The sequence below is a fragment of the Sphingobium sp. VMM genome (assembly GCF_056790315.1).
In genome coordinates this window covers 48,883-72,217 of record NZ_JBXGSI010000019.1, presented here as the reverse complement: position 1 = coordinate 72,217, position 23,335 = coordinate 48,883, and the positions used below count along the sequence as shown (strand labels likewise).

Below are 23,335 nucleotides of genomic sequence, written 5' to 3'. Positions count from 1 at the left end.
GCGATGGCGGGCGGACTGGGAAGCGCGCCTGTCCAACCGCAATCGGTGAGAGGAGTGCCACGGGCCATGGCGACGGGAGCCTATTTGCTGGGATCCAGCGAGTTCCGCATCAATTCGGTTCTGAGCGGCATACAGACCGATGCTTCGGTTGCGGCGCTGTCCTCCGGCGGGTTTATCGTCACCTGGACCGACGCCAGCAGCGACGGCAGCGGGATCGGCATCCGGGCCCAGCGCTATGATGCGAATGGCGTGGCGGTCGGCAGCGAATTCCAGGTCAACAGTTCCACGCTCAATGCGCAGGATTCCTCCGCCGTCACGGCGCTGGCTTCGGGTGGCTTCATCGTCACCTGGACCGACAATAGCGGTCAGGGCGGCGATGCCGACAAGACCAGCGTCAAGGCGCAGATGTACGCCGCCGATGGCAGCAGGGTCGGCGGCGAATTCCTGGTCAACAGCACCACCCAGATGGGACAGTCCAATTCGGTGGTGACAAGCCTGGCCTCGGGCGGCTTCGTCATCAGCTGGGTCGACGCCAGCGCCACTGCGCCGGACAATAAGGGCACCGGCGTCCGCGCCCAGATATATAATGCCAGCGGCGCGAAGGTCGGCGGCGAATTCCTCATCAACAACACCATCACCAACAGCCAGCTCTCGCCGGCGATCACCGGTCTGGCCTCGGGCGGCTTCGTGGCGACCTGGGTCGATTACAGCGCGCTGGGCGGCGACAGTTCGGCGACCAGTATCAAGGCTCAGCTCTTCACCGCTAGCGGTGCCAAGGTCGGCGGCGAAGTCCTGGTCAACAGCGCGACGGCAGCGACCCAGGACCAGCCGGTCATCACGTCCCTTTCGAACGGCGGCTTCGTCATCGTCTGGCGCGACCTCAGCCTTCAGGGAGACAGTAGCGCGTCGGGCATCAAGGCGCAGATCTATGACGCCGCCGGCAATCGCGTCGGCACCGAAATGCTGGTCAACAGCACCACGCTCAATTCGCAGGATCAGCCCACGGTGACGGCCACGGTCGATGGCGGATTTGCGGTCAGCTGGCGCGACAACAGCATCCTCTCATCGGATGCAAGCGGCTTTGGCATCAAGACGCAGATATTCGATGCCTCCGGCGATCGGCTGGGCGGCGAGTTCCAGGTCAACGGCATCACCACCGGCAATCAGGAAATGCCGACGATCGTCGCTCTGCAATCCGGCGCGCTGCTTGTGACATGGACCGATTATAGCGGCCAGAGCGGCGACAGCGATGGATCGATCAAGGCTCGGATATTGACCCCGACCACCGCCGCGATCAGCGATCTGACCCTGTCGAACACGACCCTGTCGGAAACGGCGGTCGAAAATACCAGCATCGGCAGTCTCACCGCCAATGGCGCATCCAACGCAGTCTATAACTACCAGATACTCGATGATTCCACCGGCGGCGCCTTTGCGGTCTACAAGGACAAGCTGGTGGTGCAGGACAGCCTGCTGCTGGATTATGAGACGTCCACTCAGGCGACCCTCACCATCCGCGCCACCGATACGTTCGGCAACAGCTTCGACAAGGTGGTGACGCTCAACCTGACCGATGCGGTCAATGAACAACGCTATACCGGCGGCACCGAACAGCTTGCCAACAGCATGACCACCGGCAGCCAGCAACAGGCGTCGGTCGTCGGTCTTGCCGATGGCCGCTACGTGATGGTGTGGAGCGATGGCAGCGCGCAGGGAACGGATACCAGCGGCAGCGGTATCAAGGCGCAGATCGTCGACGCCAATGGGGTCAAGGTCGGATCGGAATTTCTGGTCAATGTCGCGACCCTGAACGGCCAGGACGGCGCCGTGGTCGGCGCGCTCGCGTCAGGCGGCTTCGTCGTCAGCTGGGTCGATGCCAGCCTGACAGGCGGCGATGCCTCGGTGTCCAGCATCAAGGCACGCGTCTATGATGCCAGCGGCAATGCGACCGGCACCGAATTTCTCGTCAACACGGCCACCGCCAACGCCCAGCGCACACCCGCCATCACCGCGCTTTCCTCGGGCGGCTTCGTCATCACCTGGGCCGATTCCAGCCTGCAGGGTGGAGACGCCAGTTCGACATCGGTCAAGGTCCAGGTCTATGATGCCGCTGGCAACCGGCTGGGCACGGAATTGCTGGTCAACACCAACACCGCCAACGCGCAGGATACGCCGGTGGTGGCTGCACTGTCCAACGGCGGATTCGTTGTCAGTTGGCATGATTCCAGTCTTTTGGGCGGCGACAACAACAAGGACGCGGTCAAGGCCCAGATCTTCTCGGCCAGTGGCAGCAAGGTCGGCAGCGAATTTCTCGTCAATACGACGACCGCCGGCAATCAGCAGCAGCAGGCGATCATCGGCCTTGCCAATGGCGGTTTCGCCATTGTCTGGGCCGATAATAGCGGCGTTGGCGGCGACAATGACTATTATGGCCTGAAACTGCAGATATTCGACGCCAGCGGTGCCAAGGTCGGCGGCGAGAAACTGGTCAACACGACCATAGCCGGCGGCCAATTGGCGCCCAGCATCAGCGTCATGGCTGGCGGGAATATCATGGTCAGCTGGTCCGACTATAGCGGCGCGGCCACAGAAAATGGCACCGCAGGGATCAAGGGACAGATTTTCGACATCAACGGCGCCCGCATTGGTGGCGAATTTCTCGTCAATACTGAATCCCTCGGTGCTCAGGCCGATCCGGCGGTCGCCGGTGGCACCGATGGCGGCTTCGCGCTGGTATGGACCGATTATAGCGGCCAGGGCGGCGACAATCTGGGAACATCGGTCAAATATAAGCTGTTCGAACCGCTCGGCCCGCAAGGTGGCCCACCCGCGCTGATCGCCACGGCGGACAGCGTGGCCGGCGTGGAGGATCAGAGCATCACAATCCTCGCCTCGACCCTGCTCGCCAATGATGTCGATGCGGAGGGGTTGCCCATCTCGCTGGTCGGTGCATCGGCGATTTCCGGCGGCACGATCTGCCTCGATACCGATGGCAATATCGTTTTCACCCCTTATGCCAATTTCAGCGGCACGGCACTCTTTTCCTACGAGGTCGTCAACACCGTCGGGGTCGATGCGACCGGGCGGGTGAGCGTGGTCGTGGCCGGCGTCAATGACGCCCCCACCGCGAATGCCGACATTGTCAGCGTATCGGAGGACGGCTCCACCTTCTCGTCGGCCACCTTGCTGGCCAATGATGTCGATCCCGATCCGGGCGATGTGTTGATGCTGCAAGCCCTGCCGGCGACCACAACCAACGGTGTCGCGCTGACCCTGTCGAACGGGACGATCAGCTATGCGTCCGGTTCGGCCTATCAGTCACTGGCCGTCGGGCAGAGCGTCACTGATTCCTTCACCTATACGGTCAAGGACAATGCCGGCATGCAATCCAGCACCACCGTGACGCTGACGGTGATGGGCGCCAATGATGCGCCGACGACGCTGGCGCTGACCGGGAACATGGTGAATGAAAATGCGGCCAACGGCACGACCATAGGCACATTGAGCGCAAGCGACATCGATAGCGGCGATGTGCTGACTTTCAGCCTGACCAACACGGCGGGCGGACGCTTTTCGGTGGATGGGGCAACGGGGCTGATATCGGTCGCCAATGGCAGCTTGCTCGATTATGAAACGGCGACCTCCTACCAGGTGGTCGGCCGCGTGACCGACAGCCAGGGGGCCTATGTGGAATCGAATTTCACCATCGGCCTCAACAACATGCCAGAGCCGAAATATTTTATCGGCGACAATGGCGTGAATATCTTCACCGCTGCCACCAACGATCTGTGGACGATCAACGGGCTGGGCGGGGCCGATGTGCTGACCGGCAATGCCAGCAGCGACATCCTCTACGGCGGTTCGGGGAATGACACGCTCGACGGCGCTGGTGGCGCCGATATGCTCTATGGCGGCATCGGCAACGACATTTTCTATGTCGATAATCTGGGCGACCGGATCGTCGAATATTATGGCGAAGGCACCGACATTGCTTATGCCAGCGTCGATTTTACGATGGAAGACAATCTCGAAAAGCTGACGCAGACCGGCTCGGCCAGTATCGCGGTGGTCGGCAATGATTTCGCCAATACCCTGACCGGCAATGGCGGCAACAACCTGATGCGCGGCAGCCTGGGTGGCGATCTCATCGTTGGCATGGGCGGCGATGACGGCATCTATGGCGAAGAAGGCAACGACTTCCTGCAGGGCAATGACGGCAATGATCTGCTGGTCGGCGGCGCTGGCCTTGATGAGCTGACCGGCGGGGCAGGGTCGGACAGCTTCCTGTTCGATTCGCTGACCGTATCGGCCGATCGCGACACGGTGAAGGACTTTACGCCGGGCGAGGACATGCTCGTTTTCGCGCGCGGCATCTTCACCGCCTTTGCCTCGATGCCGAGCGGAAGCCTGCCGTCATCGGCCTTCTATGCCGGAACCGCGGCAACCGCACCGGACCAGTATCTCGTCTATAACAAATCGACCGGCGCGCTATATTACGACCCCGACGGCTCCGGCTCCCAGGCAATGGTCCAGGTCGCCTTCCTCAGCACAAAGCCGACGCTGACGTTCCAGAATTTCGGATTGGCGTAGCACTCGTCTGACAGGGAGGAGGAAATGCAGCGCCGCTTGTTGCGGCATTGCCGGCGCAGCACCAGGTCCGGAAAACGTGCGGGCGCACGGCGTCAATGCTGCATCGGTCGGCGGCAAGGTGAGCACATGCGGAGCCGGCCGGCTTATTGAAATCAGGCGTGTCTACGGTGAGAACGGTACCGTAGATCATGCAATCGCCACACGTCCGGTCAGGCAGGACGGGCCCCAGCAGAGTGGTTTCCAGATCTTTTTCCGTGTGCATCCCGCAGGGGCGGGGGCGGCCTTGCCGGGAATGCGAGAGGAGTCGACGGATCAGGCCGCTGTGCGATGCGCTCGTGATAGGTGGATGGGGCGATCTACAGGATGCTGCAGATTGGCTCGACCCCATAGGCATCGCGGTAATCGTCGATGAACGCGATCATCGCTTGAACGGGCGGTCGAGCTCCGCCTGGGCAAAATATGCCGATGCCTGGCGCAGGATCTCATTGGCCTGTCGCAGCTCGCGGACCTCGCGCTCCAGTGCCTTCATCTTGTCGGCTACCTCGGTCGGGACGCCCGCGCGCTTGCCGCTGTCGACCTCAGCCTTCTTCACCCACTCATGCAGCGTCTGCGGAACGCAGCCGATCTTCTCCGCAATCGAAACCACCGCTGCCCAGCGAGAGGGGTAATCACGTTCATGATCGATCACCATACGCACCGCGCGCTCGCGGACTTCCGGCGCAAACTTGTTCGTTGTCTTGCTCATACAGGCTCCACCTTCTCAGGAGTTGGAGCCTCCGGCAAACCCGGCGCGGTTCATTATAGGGGGATAGCCCGTTGCTACGCGAACGGCAGCTTCATGCGAGCTGGCCATTTGACCTTACCCTCCTGCGCGAGTTCCTCTGTCACAGTGGTGCAAATAGCTTGATGCTTGATGCGCCTAGGATGTGGCTGGAGAGCGAAAAATCCGGGTTGTCGATTGTGCCAACACGCTGTAGCAACAGGGTGTGCAGCCGTTGGCTGTACGCCAGCGTTTTCAAGGCCTTGTAGGGCGTGAGAATTTGACTGGGGCTCCTGCCGCCCCAGCCATAATTTCGGTATCCGACGCCGCGTCGCTTTCCTTGCTTCCGGTTTCCGTTTCGGCATCCTCCGTCGGTATGCCTTGGGCGTCGAGCCGGCAGCGGGACTGCCGATACACATTCCATGTCTTGGCGAAGCCCGATGTTTCGACTAGGGCATCATCGATGCGCCGGTTCATGCTGGTGCATTGCATAACTGACGCCGGTGTTCCGCAAGGAACTTAATCGGGAATGCGGTGCGGGGGCCTGGCCCCTTATTCCGTGGCTGTCCCTGCAACTGTAAGCGGATAGCGCGATGCACAAGCCCATGAGGGCAGCCACTGGACAGAGCGTCCGGGAAGGCGTGCATCCCGCAACGACCCGCGAGCCAGGAGACCTGCCGGCGTTTCGGTCGCTCTTGTCCTGACCCAGGGGTTGGTCATGGGACGGTCTCTCTTCCGTCTGGGCGGCGAAGCGTGTGGCTGGGGCTGCACGGCCGCGTGGTGTCGGGCGCCTGTCGCGCCTGCCTGCCGCCTCGCGCCGACCGGCGATGCCGGCAAGCCCCGCCTGGTTGCGTCCCGGCGCGCGGAGGATTTGCCTGTGAGCCAGACCGGCGCGGGCAGTGATAGGGCGACCGCGAACCATGCTGTGGCCCACGGGCCGGCCGTTCGGGGCTGGTGTCCCGATGCCTGGCGCCCGATGGCGGCGGGCGACGGGCTGATCGTGCGCGTGAAGCCGCGCCTTGGCCGTCTTTCGGCCGATGATCTGGCGGCGCTGGGCGAAGCGGCGATCGCCCATGGCAACGGCCTGATCGACATGACCCGGCGCGCGAACCTCCAGATCCGCGGCGTGCGCGACGAAAGCTGGCGCCCCTTGCTCGACCGGCTGCTCGACCTTGGCCTGGTGGACCGCGATGCCCGACGCGAGGGCGCGCGCATGATGATGGTCGCGCCGGACTGGCGCGAAGGCGACGACAGCCATCGCATCGCCAGTCAGTTGCTCGATCGCCTGGACGAACTACCGGACTTGCCGGGCAAGATGGGCTTCGTGATCGATGCCGGCGCCGCGCCGCTCCTGCCCAGCGAAGCGGGGGATTTTCGCATCGAACGGGCGCGCGATGGCGGCCTGATCTTGCGTGCGGAGGGGCGGGCACAAGGCGTGCCGGTGGACAGCGGCGGCGAAGTGGATGCGCTGCTCGCGCTCGCCCGATGGTTCGTGGAGAGCGACGGCGCGCGCGTGGGGCGCATGGCCCGGCATGATGCGCCCCTGCCGGATTGGGCAACGGGCACGGCAGAGGCGGCGTCGCCGCGTGCTCGGCTGATGCCCGGCGCATGGGATGGCGGCATGGCCTATGGTCTTCCCTTTGGCCGGATCGACGCGCGGCATCTTCTCGACGCGCCGGCCATGCGGCTGACCCCGTGGCGCATGCTGCTGGCCGAAGGACAGCTGCCCGGCCTGTCCGCCGACGCTGCCGACCCGTTGATCCATGTGGAGGCCTGCCCCGGCGCGCCTGCCTGCCCGCAGGCGAGCGTGGAGAGCCGCGACCTCGCCTGCCAACTGGCGCCCCATGTGACGGGCCGTCTTCATGTCTCCGGCTGCGCCAAGGGCTGTGCCTGTTCGATGCCGGCCGACATCGTGCTGACGGGGCGGGACGGGCGCTACGACCTTGCCTTCCATGCCCGCGCAGGGTCGGCGCCCGTCCGTCCTGACCTCACCGCCACCGACCTTCTTGCCCATTTCGGAGCCTGTTGATGCCCCATGATTATGAGAGGGACGGCGCGGCGATCTATCGCCAGTCCTTCGCCACCATCCGCGCCGAAGCCGACCTCGGGCGCTTTGCTGCCGAGGAGGAGCCGGTCGCCGTGCGCATGATCCATGCTGCGGGCATGGTGGACCTTGCGGCCCATATCCGCTTTTCACCGGGCTTTGCAGCGGTAGCGCGGCAGGCCCTGGCCGCAGGGGCGCCGGTGCTGTGCGATGCGCGCATGGTGTCGGAAGGGGTCACGCGCGCGCGCCTGCCCGCCGACAATGCCGTGCTCTGCACCTTGCACGAGATCGCCGTGCCGGACATGGCGCGGGCGATGGGCAATACCCGGTCCGCCGCCGCGCTGGAACTGTGGCGGCCGCATCTTGACGGGGCACTGGTTGCCATCGGCAATGCGCCCACGGCGCTGTTCCACCTGCTCGACATGCTGGAAGATCCGGCCTGTCCGCGCCCGGCGGCGATCATCGGTTGTCCGGTCGGCTTCGTCGGCGCGGCGGAATCCAAGGCCGCTTTATGGGCGGCGCAGCCGGTCCCCTGCTGCGTCGTCGACGGGCGGTTGGGTGGCAGCGCGATCACGGTCGCGGCGATCAATGCGCTGGCGAGCCGCGCGGAATGAGCGGCACCGTCTATGGCGTGGGCCTTGGCCCCGGCGCGCAGGACTTGCTGAGCGTGCGCGCCGACCGGCTGGTGCGGGGGGGACGGCATGTCGCCTATTTCCGCAAGGCCGGCCGACCGGGCCAGGCGCGCCGCATCGCGCAGGGCATGCTGCGGGACGATGCGATCGAACTGGCGATGGAATATCCGGTGACGACCGAAATTCCGGTCACCGACTCGCGCTACAATGACTGTCTTGCCGCCTTCTATGCCGACTGCACCGACCGGCTGCTGGCGATTGCGGAGGCGGGCGAGGATGTGGTCGTCTTGTGCGAGGGCGACCCCTTTTTCTACGGCTCCTTCATGCATCTGCACAGTCGGTTGTCGGGGCTGGTCCCGGTCGAGGTGGTCCCCGGAATCATGGGCATGTCGGGCGCCTGGAATGCGACCGGCCTGCCGATCACCTGGGGTGACGATGTGCTGACCGTCGCGATGGCGACCCTGCCGGAAGAGGAGCTGGTCCGCCGCATCCGCGATACCGACGCGCTGGTAGTGATGAAGATCGGCCGACACCTCGCCAAGCTGCGCCGTGCCGTGGCGGCGGCCGGGCGCAGCGATGAAGCATGGCTGGTCGAACATGCCGCCATGCCGGAACAGCGCGTGACCCGGCTGGCCGATGTCGACAGAGTGACGCCCTATTTCTCGATCCTGCTGATCCACGGCCAGGGGCGCCGGCCATGAGTCTTGCGGAGGGAGAGGGCGGCTGGATCGCGATCGCGGGGCTCGGGCCGGGGGACGAAGCGCTGGTGACGCCGGAGGTCGACGCCGCGCTGGCTGCCGCGACCGACGTGGTGGGCTATATCCCCTATGTCGCGCGGGTCGCGCCGCGTGCGGGGCTGGCGTTGCATCCTTCGGACAATCGGGTGGAACTGGACCGGGCGGCCCATGCGCTGGAGCTGGCGGCGCAGGGGCGTCGGGTCGTCGTCGTCTCCTCGGGCGATCCGGGCGTCTTTGCCATGGCGTCCGCCCTGTTCGAGGCGCTGGAGGCCGGCCCCGCTCCCTGGCGCGACATCGACATTCGCGTGCTGCCCGGCATCACCGCGATGCTGGCCGCCGCGGCGCGTGCGGGCGCGCCGCTCGGCCATGATTTCTGTGCGATCAACCTGTCGGACAATCTCAAGCCCTGGTCCCTGATCGAAAAGCGGCTGAGGCTGGCGGCGGAGGCGGATTTCGCCATGGCCTTCTACAATCCTCGCTCGGCGTCCCGGCCGGAAAGGTTCGTGCGCACGCTGGCGCTGTTGCGGGAACTTTGTGGCGATGCACGCCCGATCCTCTTCGCCCGCGCCGTGACCACCGCGCAGGAGACACTGCATATCGTGCCGCTGGGGCAGGCGCGGGCGGACATGGCGGACATGCGCACCATGGTGATCGTCGGGTCGAGCCGGACCCGCATCATCGAGCGGCCGCGCGGGCCGATCCTCTACACGCCGCGCGGCATCCCCGACGAGGCGGCGGGATGAGCGATCCAGTCGAGCACATCCTCGGGCCGGTGGAACTCCCACCGATCGGGCAGCGCGGGCCGGTCGATCATCAGCACGCGCAGGCCCAGCGCGCGCGCGGCGTCCAGCTTGGCGGCTGCGCCCGTGCCACCGGCATTTTTGGCGACGATCAGGTCGATGCGATGATCGCGCAGCAGGCTTGTGTCGTCCGCCACCGTGAACGGGCCGCGATCCACGATCAGGGCATGATCGGGCAGGGGGGGCACCGCGTCCGGCGCATCCACGAAGCGCAGCAGATAATGATGCTGGGGCTGGGCGGCGAAGTCCTCCACATGCATGCGCCCCAGGGCCAGCATGATCCGCTGAGGCGGGCCGTCGAGCGCGGCCACAGCCGCTGCCATGTCCGGCACCGTGGTCCAGCGATCGCCGGCGACCGGCGTCCAGGGCGCACGGGTCAGTGCGGCATGGGCGATCCCCGCCCCATGCGCAGCCGCCACCGCATGGGCGCTCATCGTCGCGGCAAAGGGATGGGTGGCGTCGACCAGATGGGTGATGCCTTCCGCGCGCAGATGCGCGACCAGTCCCGCCACCCCGCCAAAACCGCCGATCCGCACGGGCAGGGGTTGTGCCCGCGGGCTGGCCGTGCGTCCGGCATAGCTGAAGGTCGCGCGCATGCCGCGCGCTGCCAGCAAGGCCGCCAGCGCGCTTGCCTCCGTCGTGCCGCCCAGCAGCAGGATATTGGGCATGGATGACATCAATTCTCCCCCCTGGTTGACGATCGTCGGCATCGGCGAGGACGGGATGGACGGCCTATCTGCGGCAAGCCACGCGGCACTGGCGGCGGCGGACCTGGTCATGGGGCCGGCCCGGCACCTCGCGCTGCTGGGTGGGATTAGCGCGCCGATGGTCGAATGGCCAGTGCCCTTCGCGGACGGGATCGCGCGGCTGCTGGCGCATCGTGGGCGGCCGGTGGTGATGCTGGCGTCGGGCGACCCCTTCTGGTTCGGCTCGGGCAGCAGCATCGCGCGCCATCTGGCCGTCCATGAATGGTGCGCGCATCCCGCGCCCTCCACCTTCGGGCTGGCGGCGGCGCGGCTGGGCTGGGCGATACAGGATGTCGCGTGCCTCGGCCTGCATGCCGCGCCGCTGGATCGGTTGCGTCCGCACCTCGCGCCGGGCGCGCGGGCGCTGGTGCTGCTGCGCGACGGGGCGGCGGTGGCGGGGCTTGGCGCCTGGTTGTCGGCCAGGGGATTTGGCGCGTCGCGCCTGCATGGGCTGGAAAGCCTCGGCGGCCCGCGCGAACGGATCCGGTCGATCGAGGCGGGGGCGACGATACCGGCCGACATCGTTCATCCCGTGGCGGTCGGGCTGGAGGTCGCCGGTGACGGCCCCGTCCTGACCGTCGCCAGCGGTCGTCCCGACGCGCTGTTCGACCATGACGGACAGATCACCAAGGCGCCGGTGCGCGCCCTGACCCTGTCGGCGCTGGCGCCCCGGCCGGGGGAATATCTGTGGGACATCGGCGCCGGGTCGGGGTCGATCGCGATCGAATGGCTGCTGGCCCATCCGACCAATCGCGCCTGCGCGGTGGAGGCCGATCCGGCCCGTGCGGATCGCGCCCGCGCCAATGCCCGTGCGCTGGGCGTGGATCGGCTGGAGCTGATGATCGGTCGCGCGCCGGACATGTTGCCCGATGGCCCGATGCCGCAGGCGGTCTTCATCGGTGGCGGTCTGTCGCAGGCGCTGCTGGAACGGCTGGAGGCGCTGCTGCCACCCGGCACAAGGCTGGTGGCCAATGCCGTGACATTGGAGTCGGAGGCGCTTCTGGCGCTCTGGCACGGGCGGCGGGGCGGCAGCCTGCTGCGCATCGAACTGGCCGACGCCGCGCCGCTCGGCAATCGCCATGGCTGGCGGTCGCGCTATCCGGTGGTGCAGTGGAGCGTCACGCTATGATCGTCGCGGGCTTCGGTTTCCGTGCCGGCGCGACCACCGAGTCCCTGCGGGCGGCGCTGGTGTCGGCCGGCGGCGGGCGGGATGTCACCCATCTCGCCACGCTGGCGGACAAGGCGCCGGCACTGGCGGAACTCGCCGCGCAACTGGCCCTGCCGCTCATCCCGATTGCGGCGGATCGCCTAGCCTCCCTGCCCACCATCACCCGGTCGCCGGTCTCGCTGGCCGCGCGCGGCACCGGCAGCGTCGCCGAGGCCTGTGCCCTGGCCGGCGCGGGGCAAGGCGCCCGCCTGCGCGCCGCCCGCAGCCTTTCCCCCGATCGCATGGCGACCTGCGCCATCGCTCAAGGAGCATCATCATGACCGTCCATTTCATCGGCGCCGGCCCTGGCGCGCCCGACCTTCTGACCCTGCGCGGCCGCGATCTGATCGCGGCCAGCCCGATATGCCTCTATGCCGGGTCGCTGGTCCCGGCGGAGGTGCTGGGTCATTGCCCGCCCGGCGCGCGCATCGTCAATACCGCGCCCATGGACCTGGACGCCATCATGGCGGAGATCGCCGCCGCCCACGCCGCCGGGCAGGATGTGGCGCGGCTCCATTCCGGCGACCTGTCGGTCTGGTCGGCCATGGGCGAGCAGATCCGCCGCCTCCGGGCGCTGGACATCCCCTTCACCGTGACCCCCGGCGTGCCCGCCTTCGCTGCGGCGGCCGCGGCGCTGGAGGTGGAGCTGACGCTGCCTGAACTGGCCCAGTCGCTCGTCCTGACGCGCACGCCGGGGCGGGCCAGCACCATGCCCACGGCCGAGAGCCTGACCAATTTCGCGGTGACGGGCGCGACCCTGGCCATCCATCTGTCGATCCACAATCTGGCGCAGGTGGTGGCCGATCTCATGCCGGCCTATGGGCAATCCTGCCCGGTCGCGGTCGTGTGGCGGGCAAGCTGGCCCGACCAGCGGATCGTGCGGGCGACCCTCTCGTCGATCGAGGCGGCGGTCGCGGGCAGCATGGAGCGCACCGCCATCATCCTGGTCGGCCCGGCGCTGGACGCCGCGGATTTTGCCGAAAGCAGCCTCTACGCGCAGGGCTATGACCGGCGTTTCCGGCCCCGGCATGCCGGATCGCGCTACGCCGGGTCGTCCGAGTGACGGTGCCGGGCCTGCTCGTTTCGGCGCCCGCATCGGGCACCGGCAAGACGACCGTCACGCTCGGCCTGCTCCGCGCGCTGCGCGACGCGGGCGTGACGGTGCAGCCGTTCAAATGCGGGCCGGACTATATCGATCCGGCCTTCCATCGCGTTGCCTGTGGCCGGCCGTCCTTCAACCTGGATAGCTGGGCGATGGACGGCGCGCTGCTGGACCGGGTGGCGGCTGAGGCCGGCGATGCCGACATGATCGTGGCCGAAGGGGCGATGGGACTGTTCGACGGGGTGGCGGGTCGGGGCGCCACTGGCCATGGCACCGCCGCCGACGTGGCGCGCCGCATGGGCTGGCCGGTGCTGCTGGTGCTCGACATATCCGGACAGGCGCAATCCTGTGCGGCGACGGCGCTCGGCTTTGCCCGTTTCGATCCCGATGTGACGATTGCGGGTGTCATCCTCAATCGCGTAGCGAGCCCGCGCCATGAGCGACTGGCGCGCGCGGGACTGGCGGCGGCGGGCATTGCGGTGTTCGGCGCCTTGCCCCGGCACGCGGACCTCAGCCTGCCCGAGCGGCATCTGGGGCTGGTGCAGGCCGGCGAGCAGCAGGGGCTTGATCAGGCGCTGGAGCGCCATGGCGCACTCATGCGGGAGCGGGTCGATCTCGCCGCGGTTCGGGACGCCGCACGGGCGCACGGCGTCAGGGCCGGCGGGCGCCTGCCCGATCCCCCGGCGCAACGGATCGCCGTGGCGCAGGACGTGGCTTTCTCCTTCCTCTACCCGCATCTCCTCGAAGGCTGGCGACAGGCCGGGGCGCAGATCATGCCCTTCTCCCCGCTGGCCGATGAGGCGCCAGCCGACGATGCCGATCTGATCTGGCTGCCCGGCGGCTATCCCGAACTGCACGCCGGGACCATCGCCGGCGCGCAGCACTTCCTGACGGGCCTGCGCCGCCATGCCGAGGATCGGCCGGTCCATGGCGAATGCGGCGGCTATATGGTTCTGGGGGATGCGCTGATCGACCGGGACGGCACCGCCCATCGCATGGCCGGGCTGCTCGGCCTTGTCACCAGCCATGCGGATCGCCGGCTGCATCTGGGCTATCGGCGGGCGGAGCTGCTGGCGCCTGTCGCGGGGCTGCGCGCCGGCACCATGCTGCGCGGCCATGAGTTCCATTATTCGACCATCGTGGGCCAAGATGACGCGTCCCTGATGCGGGTGACCGATGCCGATGGTGCTGCGGTCGCGGAGACCGGCACGCGGCGCGGCTGGGCCAGCGGTTCCTTCTTCCACATGATCGCGAGCGCATGATGATCGACCTGCACCTGATCGGCATCGGCACCGGCAACCCCGATCATCTGACGGCCCAGGCGGTGCGGGCAATGAACGGCGCCGACCTCATCCTGCTGCCGCGCAAGGGCAGTGCCAAGTCCGACCTTGTCGACCTGCGCCGCACCATCTGCGCGGCCGTGCTGACGCGGGCGGTGTGCGTGGTGGAGTTCGACCTGCCCGTGCGCGATGCGCGCGGCGACTATATGGGCGGCGTCCAGGACTGGCACGATGCCATCACGCAGGCCTGGGCCGGGCAGATCGCGCGCCACCTGCCCGATGGCGGCCGCCTTGCCCTGCTGGTCTGGGGCGACCCCTCCCTCTATGACAGCAGCCTGCGGATCGCCGACCGGCTGGCGGAGAGGGGGCTGGCGATCCGGGTAAGCGTCGTGCCGGGCATCACCAGCCTGCAGGCGCTGACCGCCGCCCACGCCATCCCGCTCAACCGGCTCGGCGCGCCGGTGGTCATCACCACCGGGCGCCGGCTGCGCGACGATGGTTGGCCGGCTGACGGCGACAGCGTCGCCGTGATGCTGGATCAGGGCTGTGCCTTCGACGCGCTCGATCCCGCCGGCATCCATATCTGGTGGGGGGCCTATCTCGGCATGGAGCATCAACTCCTGATCGAAGGGCCGCTGGCGGTCGTGCGGGACAGGATCGCGGGGCTCCGCGCGCAGGAACGGGCCCGGCATGGCTGGATCATGGACATCTATCTGATGCGCAGGGGGGCATGATCCTGGCGGCGGCTCGATGCGCGAAAGCGGGCCGGTGCGGTAAATTCCGCGCTCCCCGCTTGTCGAAAGGGGCTGGTTTCCAGCGCCATCCGGCAATAATTTGACCTGGAGTTGCCGGGAGAGGATTGCCTTGCCAGAGTTGAGCGCCGCCAGGAAGCGGGTGCGCCATGCAGAGCCGCCGATGGTGCGGCTCGTCCGTGCCGCCGAAACATTGTTCGCGGCGCGCGGCATCGATGCCGTGTCGATGCGCGAGATTGCCACGGCCGCCCGCTGTGGCGACACCAATGCCGTCACCTATTATTTCGGGTCGAAGGATGGGCTGCTCGCCGCCGTCTTCGGCGCCCGTGTGGAGCAGATGGATCCGGTGCGCGGACGGATGCTGGCGCAGGCGCAAGCGAGTGGCCATCTGCGCGATCCGATGGCATTGCTGGGCATATTGCTGTTGCCGCAGCTCGACCTGAAGGATGAGGCCGGATCCCATCCCTATGCCCATTTCCTGCTGCATTTCGCGACCCAATATTGGTCGCTGACCTCCAGCCTGTTCGCGGCGGTCGAAGACAGGGCGCAGAACCTGTTCCGGGTTATCGGTCATCTGCGCGCGCTGATGGAGGGGGTGCATCCCGACGTCGCGCGCAACCGCATCCTGCTGTGCAACATGATGCTGCAGAGCCTGCTGGTCCGCTGGGACCATATGCCGCCCGAGGATCGCACCGTGCCGCTGGAGGCGCATGTCCGCGACGTGATGATGAGCGCGCGCGCCAGCCTGCTGGCCCCGCCGGGGGAACCGGACCTGCCGGTGTCGGTGGAGGCCTGGCTGGCGCGCTATTGCTAGAGCATTTTGAAGTCAGCTGGCACAGCTGACGGCTCGCAAAATGCGGAAAGCAAAGGGCCCCTAGGGCAGGCTGATATCCACCTGCTCAATCGTCCCGGTGAAGTGGCTGCTGACCACATCATAGGCAGGATCGACCGGGCTGATACTGTCCTGGCCGACCTCGAAATCCTCGGTATGCGACACGACGAGCGCGAAGGTGCGGTCGATCCGGCCGCGCGCGACCTCTTTTCCATCCACCAGCAGCGTGGCGGTGGCGCCGCTGGTCGGCGCTTCCCGGTCCATGACAAAGCGCAGGCCGATATCGTGCCGCCCCGCCGTCAGGGGCGCGGTGCCGGCAATCCGGCTCATATGGGCCGGGGTCAGATTATAGGTGAAGCTGGGCCGCCCCTTGTCCAGGAACAGGCTGTAGCCGCCGAAGCGGCCGCCATGCACGGCGATGACGCCCCGGCCGCCATCGGCCGGCACGCTGACCTGCGCGCTGATGGTGAAGGAATGGCCGACCAGGCCCGGCGCTGCGCTTTCCGGAATGGGACCGACCGGGCCATGATAGGTGAAGTGGGCGCGCCCGGCATTATGGTCGGGGCGCCCCTTCTGCCCGCCTTCGCTGCCATGAATCGGCAGGATGCCAGCGGTCGCCGCTTCAGCCCAGAACAGATCCTTGAGCGCTGCAAGTTTTTGCGGATTGGCTGCGGCCAGGTCATGCGCTTCGCTGAAGTCCGAACGGGTATCATATAGCTGCCAGACGCGCTGGTCGATCGGCACGGGCGGCGGCGGCGTGCGTTCCCACGGCGTCACCATCGGCGCGGTCGCGGCCACCCAGCCATCCTTGTAGACGCTCAGATTCTGCGCCATCGCGAACACCTGGGTCGTGCGGTGCGAGGGGGCGTCCTTCGCGGCGAAGCTGTAACCCATGCTGATTCCGGTGATCGGCTTTTGCGGTACGCCGTCCAGTATCTCGGGCGCCTTCACCCCGGCGGCCTCCAGCACGGTCGGCATGATGTCGCTGACATGGTGGAACTGGCTGCGCAGCCCGCCCGGATCCTGGATATGGCGCGGCCAGGACATGACCATGCCGTTGCGCGTGCCGCCGAAATGAGAGCCATAGCGCTTGGCCCAGGGGAAGGGAGCGTTGAGCGCCCAGCCCCATCCGCCGGGGATCAGATTATAGGCATGTCGCGTGCCGATATCGTCGATATGGGCAAGGGCATAATCGGGATTTTCCTTCACCCCGCTCAGCGCCGACTGCTCGAACAGCTTGCCGTCGAAACTGCCTTCCGCGCTCGCGCCATTGTCGCCCTGGATATAGATGATCAGCGTGTTGTCGATCTCGCCATTGTCGCGCAGCCGCTGGATGACGCGGCCGATCTGCGCGTCGGCATAGGCGAGCGACGCGGCATAAGCCTCCATATAGCGGGCATAGAGGCGCTTCTGATCGGCGGTCAGGCTGTCCCAGCGCGGCAATGTGTCGGGCCGGGGGGCATCGTCCGTCCCCTGCGGGATCACGCCCAGCCGCTTCTGCCGGGCGACCGTTTCCGCCCGCATCGCGTCCCAGCCGGCATCGAATTTGCCACGAAAGCGTGCCATCCAGTCGGCGGGCGGCTGGTTGGGGGCATGGGCGGTGCCGGTCGCATAATAGAGGAGAAAGGGCTTGTCCGGGGCGGCCGCATGCTGCTCGTCGATCCAGCGGATCGCGTGATCGGCCAGGTCATGTTCCAGATGATAGGTGGGATCGGCTGGTGCCTGCACTTGCGCGGTATTTTCGACCAGATTGGGTTCGGCCATGCTGCTGTCGGCCCCCAGGAAGCCGTAGAAATATTCGAAGCCCAGGCCCGTGGGCCAGCGATCGAACGGTCCGGCGCGGCTCATTTCCCATTCCGGGGTGACATGCCCCTTGCCGATCATCGCCGTATTATAGCCATTTTCCTTCAGGATCTGGGCCATGGTGCCGGCGCTTTTGGGGATCACGCTGTTATAGCCGTCATAGCCGCTCGCCCAGTTGGCGACATAGCCCATGCCGACCGCCTGCGGATCGCGCCCGGTCAGCAGCGAGGCGCGGGTCGGCGAACAGATGGCGGTGGTGTTGAACTGGTTATAACGCAGGCCGGCCTGCGCGAGCGCGTCGAAGGTCGGCGTCGGGATCGGGCCGCCAAAGGTGCTGCTGGCGCCAAAGCCGACATCATCGGTCATGACGATCAGAATATTGGGAGCCCCCTTGGCGGCGCGGACTGGCTGAGGCCAGCTGGGTGGCGAGGATTCCGCTGGCGTGCGGCCATAGATTTTCGCGGCCGAAGCATCGGAGGTCTGGGCGACGGCAGGCGCTGAGAGCGCCATGAGCAGCGCCAGGGAGGATGCCGCGCTCAAGACCCTGCTGGACGGGCGATGGAAGGGACGGGGCGAAGCATGGGGCAAGGCGACCTCCTTGGACAAAAAAGAGACGCCGGTTGCATTGGCAGCCGGCGCCCAGGGAGAGAGATACGGCGGCACCAGGCCGCCGTCCGGCTTTCAGAACTTGAAGCGGATGCCGCCCGTGAAGGCGCGGCCTACCGTGTCGTAAAGCGCGAAATTGGTGGCGATGTTGACGCCTGGAATGGTGCCGGGGATCAACGGCGGATCCTTGTCGAACAGATTGTTGACGGTGCCGAAGAATTCGACGTGACCGTTGGCCACGGGCAAGCGGTAGCTGAGCGTCATGTCGGTATAGCCGACCGCGCCGATCGTCTGGCCAAGGCCGTTTCCCAGCCCGCCGGGGATGCCCAGCTTCACCTTGCCGATCAGCTGCTGGTTGAGGAAGACGCCGACCCGGCCAATCTCGTAATTGACGCTGAGCGTGCCACGCCAGCGCGGGCGGCCTTCCGGTGTGCTGCTGATCGTGCTGATCCCGGCATATTCCAGCACGGGCGCGGTCGACGACTGCTGGGTCTGATAGGTGTCGAGATAGCTGGCATAGAGGCGCAGGCCCAGATTGCCGCCCGCCAGTTCGGTCCGGTAGGACGCGTCGAAATCGATGCCGCTGGTTTCCAGATAGGCGATATTGGCGGGCGCCACCCGGATCTGGCTGGGGAAGGATGTCGGCGTGTCGCGGGTGACGAGCGCACATTCGGGCGCGGTGCCGCCGCTCTGGCTGCAATTGTTGACGATCTGGGTCAGGCTCAACGTGCCGATCGCATCCTTGATCTTGATCCGGTAATAATCGACCGACAGGCTGAGCCCCGGCAGGAGGGAAGGCGTGATGACTGCGCCAAAGGTCAGCGTATCGGCCTTTTCCGGTTTCAGATCGGGGTTGCCGCCCGTCACCTGCGGCACATTGGCGGTGATGCCGCTGACCGGATCGACCAGCAGGCTGATCGCGCTCTGATCGCCGGCAAACAGCTCGAACAGATTGGGCGCGCGGATATCGCGCGAGACCGACCCGCGCAGCAGCAGGTCGCTGATCGGCTTCCAGGTGGCGCCGAGCTTCCAGGTCTTGACCGATCCCGACGTGCTGTAATCGGTGTAGCGGCCGGCCGCGTTCAGGCTCAGTTCCTGTGCAAAGGGCTGGTCCTTGAGCAGCGGCACCGCCAATTCGCCGAACACTTCCTTGACGCTCAGGTCGCCCGACGCCTCGCCGACATTGGTCAGCCAATAATGATAAACCGACGAAGGCACGCCGCGCAGGCCGGCGAAATAGGCGCTGCGTTCCGCCGTCGTGTCGAGATCGGCGGGGTTGGCATTGCTGGTCAGGCGCAGGCTCTGGCGGCGATATTCCGCACCCAGCGCGACGTCGACCGGACCGGCGGGCAGGTCGAACAGGGCGCCCTGGATGCTGGCCGAGATGGCGTTCTGCCAGATGCGGGCGCGGTACCGCGACGTACCCACGACATAGTCATAGCCAGGCTGACTGGCATAGGCGTCGCCGGTGGCCAGCAGATTGAAAGGCTGGCAGTTGGCGTAGCGGGCCGCGATCGTCGGATCGGCGCTCAGGCTGGCCCGGCAGACGGTCTGGCCGCTGCCATTGCGCACGGCATCGGTCGCGGCATAGAAATGCTGCCAATCCCAGACGCCTTCCTGTGCGACCGAGAAATTGGAGTCGCCATGGTTGAAGGCGACATTCCATTTCCATTTGTCCGCCAGCGTCCCTTCGAACCCGGCATTGACCATCCAGTAATCGGTGCGTTCCGTCGTGTGGGGCCGGGGTGAATTGGCGCCATAGCGGGCGAGCGTGATCGACTGGCTGGTCGGGGTGAAGGCGGCCTGAAGTTCGGCCGGCAGATAGGGATTGCCGCTGTAGAGCGTGGCGGCCGTTGGCGGCACCAGGCTGTTGGCGAGCGAGGTGTAGGACAGGTCGCTGCGCGAGAAGCTGCCCTGGACATAGCCGGTCACGTCCGGCGTGAAGTCCCAGCTCGCCCGGCCAAAGGCCTGATAGGTGTGCAGCGGGGCGACCGCCTGGGTATCGGGCGAGATCGCATAACCGTCTCCCCCGACAAAATAGCCCGGCGATCCGGTTGCCGTGCCGTTGCTGAACGGCACCAGCGCGCCATTGGCGTCGAACCGGTAATTGGTGAACGGCCCCGACGTTATCTTGCCATATTCCGATGCAGCGCTCAGCGTCACGCCGGAGGCGATCATATAGGGATTGAGCGAGCCGCCCGGCGAGCAGGCGGTGGGATCGGCCGCAGCATTGGGATTGGTGCAGCCGACCGTGCTGCCGACATAGCTATAGGCGCCGCGTCCCAGTTTGCGGTCGCTGCGCAGCATGCCGTCATTTCGGAATGTCTCGGCGCTCAGCAACAGGTGGCCGCGATCGCCACCAAAGTCGAAGCCGCCGGCGATGCCGAAGCGATAGCCCTGATTATCGCCGCGCTGCGACGTCGAGCCCTGGGCGACGCCGGTCAGGCCGGTAAATTTCTTGTCGAGCACGAAGTTCACCACGCCCGAGACCGCGTCGGAGCCATAGGCCGCCGAAGCGCCGCCGGTCACCACGTCCACCCGCTGGATCAGCAGGTTGGGGATGACGTTGACGTCGACCGTGCCGAGATAGGTGGTCGGCGCCACCCGCTGGCCATCGAACAGGATCAGCGTGCGCAACGGCCCGACGCCACGCAGGTTCAGCACATTGCCGTGCGCCGCGGTATTGGCGAAATTCATCGAGCTGCGCGACGGGCTGGACGAGTTCTGGAACTGTGGCAGCTTGTTGAGCGCGTCGGGAATGTTGGATGGGGTCGCCTTCACCAGCTCTTCGGTCGATGCGACGGTCACCGGCGTCGGCGCGGTATAGCCATCGCGCACGATGCGGGTTCCGGTGACGACGATATCCTGGGCTGATGCCTGTCCGCTCTGGGCGTCCGCCGGCGGCGTGGCCTCCTGGGCGGCGGCCGCGCTGGCCATCGTGAACAGGGCGGTACCCGTCAGGAATAATGAAGACGCTCGTCCTCGCATTGCACTTCTCCCCATCCTCTCGGTTTATTTTTATCCGATAGTGCAATTTTGATATTAACGCAGTTGATTGAAGTCAACGCAAATATGCGTTGAGGGTCATATTTTCGGATGGCGAGCGGTCTGGGCAGGGGGAGTGCGCATCACTGAGCCGCAACGCGGGGTTGCGACGACGAGGCTTTGATGGGCGAAGAGGGGTAAAAGGGGAGCGGCTTTGTGCCTGCGTGATGCAGCACAGCCGCATCCATTCGCGCGCGCCGGGATGCAGCACCTGCACCCCGGCGCGCGCTGCTTGTCAGAACGCGGTCTTCTCTTCCAGATGCCCTTCCACGTCAGCACGACTGATCCACAGGGTGCGGAACTTCTTGTCGGCCAGCAATTGCAACTGGTCGCTATTGTGCCGGGAACCGGGCTGGCTGCTATTGCCATAGCTCATCAGGCCGACGGCCTTCATCGGCGTGCCGAATTCGACCATGGAAACCCATGTCTCGCCATGGACTGGCGTGCGCTCGCCATTCTTCATCGGCCCCCAGGTGATGGTGCGAAACACGCCGGTATTGCCGAAGCCGCCATTGGCCGGCACGCTGACATCGCCGATATGGAAGCGTGAAACCTCCCCGAACGGCCGGTCGATCGCCCCATAAAGCTGCTTCGTCTTCGCCACCGCTTCCTTCAGCATGGCGACGGCCGCCGCCGGGTCTTTCAGGCCGCGTGGGGTTTCCAGCGGGTCATCCAGCGTCCATTTGACGGCATAGTTGGACTGGTCGGTGAAATTCTTGGGCGCGAAGAGGCCGGCCCAAGTTTCGAACAGCAGCGCAGCGCGGCTGTCGGGTTCGAACCGGTGGTCCCAGCCCTTGAGCAATGCCGTGGCCGCCTGCACATCGGCATCGTTCGATCCGGCGGCTGCCGCCAGCAGGTCGGGCAGCATCCGTTCCGCCATCAGCGAGGTGGTGGTCAGCTTGCGCGACACGAAATCGTCGAAGCTGATCTTGGGCGTCTGACTCATCAGCTTGACCGACATCTGTGCCCGCTGGCTCATCGGCCCGACCGGCGCGACATAGGCAGGGAAGCTCTTGGGATCGAGCGCGCGGGGCCAGGTCGCCAGCCATGGCGGATCATTGGCGTTCTGGACGAAGCCGGTGGCCGGATCGAGCAGCTTGGGCATGTCGTCATAGCTGTGGACATCCTTCCACAGCGTGGCCGAGGTATCGCCCGGCACCGGCGCCGACCAATATTTGAGGTCGCCGCTCGCATGCTTGGGCAGCAGGCCGTTGTCGAGATAGAGGATATGGCCGGCGCGGTCGGCATAGATGATGTTGAACATCACCACCTGCATCTTGCGCAGCGCCTTTTCGAACGCGCCCCAGTCGCGCGCCTTGCCCATCTCCAGATATTGCTCCAGCACGCCGGGCCGGTCGAGGCCGGCGACTTTGAGCGCGACCGTCGTCTTGCCGTCAGGCAGGGTGAAGACCGGGCCATGGACCGTGCTCTTCTGTTCGAAGCTGACGCTCTTCAGCGTGCCGTCCGCCTGCTTGACCTTGTAGCTCTTCGTCACCGTATCGAACGGCAGCGTCTTGCCGTCGAAGCGATAGCCATCGCCTTCCAGCACCAGCTTATAGCTCGTGAAACCCTGCATCGTGTTGACGGTGTTGGTGAAGCCAAGATCATTGTTGAAGCCGAAGCGCAACACCGGCAGGCCGACCTGTGTCGCGCCGTAGATGGCCAGGCCCGGCGCGGTGATCTGTGCCTCATAATAAGTAAGCTGGCTCGGCGCCCAGGGCAGATGCGGGTTGGCGAGCAGCATCGCCTTGCCGCTGGCCGAGCGCGAAGGCGCGACCGCCCAGGCGTTCGACCCGCCCGCCTCGTTGATCGACGGATCGGTCAGCACCTTCCGGTCGGATGCGATATAGCCGAAATTCATCAGCCGCTGGGCATGGGCGATGATGTCGACGCCCCGGAGCGGTAGCACGACCTTCACTTCCGGCGCGATTCTGTCGGGATGGGCGGCGGCATAGGCATTCACCCCGGCTGCAAAGGCTTCGAGATTCTTCTGCATTTGCGGCGTCTGCTGTCTGAACCACTGGGCGGAGCGGGCCGGCACGTCATTGGCGACCAGCCATTTGTCCTGGCTCTCATATTTCTCGCCCCAATATTCGGCAGCGCGAGCGCGGCTTTCGCCATACATGCGCAACAGCAGGTTGCCGTGGCTCTGGGCCTGGGCATAGCCAAAGCCGTAGAAGCCGCCTTCCTCGGTCTTTGCGTAGATATGGGGCACGCCGAAACTGTCCCATAATATTTCGCCGCCGCCCCAACGGGTGGAGGGGGCCGCTACCGAGGCGGTCATCGCGGAGGAAGCAGCCAGGGCCGCCAGCCAGATCGTCATATGGCGCATCGCCATCATTCTCCCGTCAGTGCAGAAAATGCGCCGCCCCGTGCGAAGCGGCGCCTTGGTCGGTGAT

General features: G+C 66.2%; 15 protein-coding genes, 1 pseudogene, 1 riboswitch and 1 other annotated feature. Of the genes and pseudogenes, 11 read left to right on the top strand and 5 right to left on the bottom strand.

All coding sequences use genetic code 11. The features are described from left to right. The first annotated feature begins 66 nt into the window (after nucleotides 1–66). Nucleotides 67–4,590 (top strand): beta strand repeat-containing protein, encoded by a 4,524-nt coding sequence (locus ACUCV3_RS21185; protein WP_279728875.1) that lies wholly within the window; start codon nucleotides 67–69, stop codon nucleotides 4,588–4,590. 347 nt (nucleotides 4,591–4,937) lie between these two features. After that, nucleotides 4,938–5,054, bottom strand: a sequence feature (AL1L pseudoknot). On the opposite strand, the pseudogene ACUCV3_RS21180 reads toward ACUCV3_RS21185, so the two are convergent. Further along, nucleotides 4,950–5,335, bottom strand: a pseudogene (locus tag ACUCV3_RS21180) (transposase); the annotation flags it as partial. Its footprint overlaps the feature before it by 105 nt. A 499-nt stretch (nucleotides 5,336–5,834) precedes the next feature. Continuing rightward, a riboswitch (cobalamin riboswitch) is annotated at nucleotides 5,835–6,046 on the top strand. Between the two features lie 280 nt (nucleotides 6,047–6,326). Here ACUCV3_RS21180 and ACUCV3_RS21175 point away from each other — a divergent pair. From ACUCV3_RS21175 to cobJ, 4 genes are read left to right on the top strand one after another with little or no spacing between them, the layout of a single operon-like run. Further along, nucleotides 6,327–7,379 carry a cobalamin biosynthesis protein CobG gene (locus tag ACUCV3_RS21175; protein ID WP_482241126.1) on the top strand — a complete coding sequence of 351 codons (1,053 nt, stop codon included), beginning with the start codon at nucleotides 6,327–6,329 and terminating at the stop codon, nucleotides 7,377–7,379. After that, nucleotides 7,379–8,008, top strand: coding sequence for a precorrin-8X methylmutase (locus ACUCV3_RS21170; protein WP_279728876.1), 630 nt, complete (start codon nucleotides 7,379–7,381; stop codon nucleotides 8,006–8,008). The genes ACUCV3_RS21175 and ACUCV3_RS21170 overlap by 1 nt, the downstream gene beginning before the upstream one ends. Then, entirely contained in the window at nucleotides 8,005–8,727 is a 723-nt protein-coding gene (cobI, locus tag ACUCV3_RS21165) for a precorrin-2 C(20)-methyltransferase (protein WP_279728877.1), read from the top strand. Before ACUCV3_RS21170 ends, cobI begins: the two co-directional genes overlap by 4 nt. Continuing rightward, nucleotides 8,724–9,506, top strand: coding sequence for a precorrin-3B C(17)-methyltransferase (cobJ, locus tag ACUCV3_RS21160; RefSeq protein ID WP_482241121.1), 783 nt, complete (start codon nucleotides 8,724–8,726; stop codon nucleotides 9,504–9,506). Before cobI ends, cobJ begins: the two co-directional genes overlap by 4 nt. Here the strand turns inward: cobJ and ACUCV3_RS21155 are convergent. Further along, on the bottom strand, nucleotides 9,467–10,231 hold the full coding sequence (locus tag ACUCV3_RS21155) for a cobalt-precorrin-6A reductase (protein WP_279728888.1): 765 nt from the start codon (nucleotides 10,229–10,231) through the stop codon (nucleotides 9,467–9,469). The genes cobJ and ACUCV3_RS21155 overlap by 40 nt on opposite strands. On the opposite strand from ACUCV3_RS21155, the gene cbiE reads away from it, so the two are divergent. From cbiE to ACUCV3_RS21125, 6 genes are all read left to right on the top strand, one after another. Next, on the top strand, nucleotides 10,230–11,438 hold the full coding sequence (gene cbiE, locus ACUCV3_RS21150; RefSeq protein WP_482241120.1) for a precorrin-6y C5,15-methyltransferase (decarboxylating) subunit CbiE: 1,209 nt from the start codon (nucleotides 10,230–10,232) through the stop codon (nucleotides 11,436–11,438). The two genes, ACUCV3_RS21155 and cbiE, sit on opposite strands and share 2 nt — an antisense overlap. Then, nucleotides 11,435–11,797: a cobalamin biosynthesis protein gene (locus tag ACUCV3_RS21145; protein WP_279728880.1), complete on the top strand. Its 363-nt coding sequence runs from the start codon at nucleotides 11,435–11,437 to the stop codon at nucleotides 11,795–11,797. The genes cbiE and ACUCV3_RS21145 overlap by 4 nt, the downstream gene beginning before the upstream one ends. After that, complete coding sequence (gene cobM, locus ACUCV3_RS21140; RefSeq protein WP_279728881.1) at nucleotides 11,794–12,579, top strand: precorrin-4 C(11)-methyltransferase; 786 nt, start codon at nucleotides 11,794–11,796, stop codon at nucleotides 12,577–12,579. Before ACUCV3_RS21145 ends, cobM begins: the two co-directional genes overlap by 4 nt. Next, nucleotides 12,576–13,880, top strand: coding sequence for a cobyrinic acid a,c-diamide synthase CobB (locus ACUCV3_RS21135; RefSeq protein WP_279728882.1), 1,305 nt, complete (start codon nucleotides 12,576–12,578; stop codon nucleotides 13,878–13,880). The genes cobM and ACUCV3_RS21135 overlap by 4 nt, the downstream gene beginning before the upstream one ends. After that, nucleotides 13,880–14,632 (top strand): precorrin-6A synthase (deacetylating), encoded by a 753-nt coding sequence (gene cobF, locus ACUCV3_RS21130; protein ID WP_279728889.1) that lies wholly within the window; start codon nucleotides 13,880–13,882, stop codon nucleotides 14,630–14,632. The genes ACUCV3_RS21135 and cobF overlap by 1 nt, the downstream gene beginning before the upstream one ends. 130 nt (nucleotides 14,633–14,762) lie before the next feature. Beyond that, complete coding sequence (locus ACUCV3_RS21125; RefSeq protein WP_279728884.1) at nucleotides 14,763–15,464, top strand: TetR/AcrR family transcriptional regulator; 702 nt, start codon at nucleotides 14,763–14,765, stop codon at nucleotides 15,462–15,464. 60 nt (nucleotides 15,465–15,524) lie between these two features. Here ACUCV3_RS21125 and ACUCV3_RS21120 read toward each other — a convergent pair whose 3' ends face one another. The 3 genes from ACUCV3_RS21120 to ACUCV3_RS21110 form a co-directional block, all read right to left on the bottom strand. Further along, nucleotides 15,525–17,795 carry a sulfatase-like hydrolase/transferase gene (locus tag ACUCV3_RS21120; RefSeq protein ID WP_482241119.1) on the bottom strand — a complete coding sequence of 757 codons (2,271 nt, stop codon included), beginning with the start codon at nucleotides 17,793–17,795 and terminating at the stop codon, nucleotides 15,525–15,527. A gap of 171 nt (nucleotides 17,796–17,966) precedes the next feature. Further along, nucleotides 17,967–20,828 carry a TonB-dependent receptor plug domain-containing protein gene (locus ACUCV3_RS21115; RefSeq protein ID WP_482241125.1) on the bottom strand — a complete coding sequence of 954 codons (2,862 nt, stop codon included), beginning with the start codon at nucleotides 20,826–20,828 and terminating at the stop codon, nucleotides 17,967–17,969. A 343-nt stretch (nucleotides 20,829–21,171) separates the two neighbouring features. Continuing rightward, the gene (locus tag ACUCV3_RS21110) at nucleotides 21,172–23,259 is read right to left on the bottom strand and encodes an acylase (protein ID WP_234415619.1); all 2,088 of its coding nucleotides are present in this window, start codon (nucleotides 23,257–23,259) and stop codon (nucleotides 21,172–21,174) included. Nucleotides 23,260–23,335: the final 76 nt, after the last annotated feature.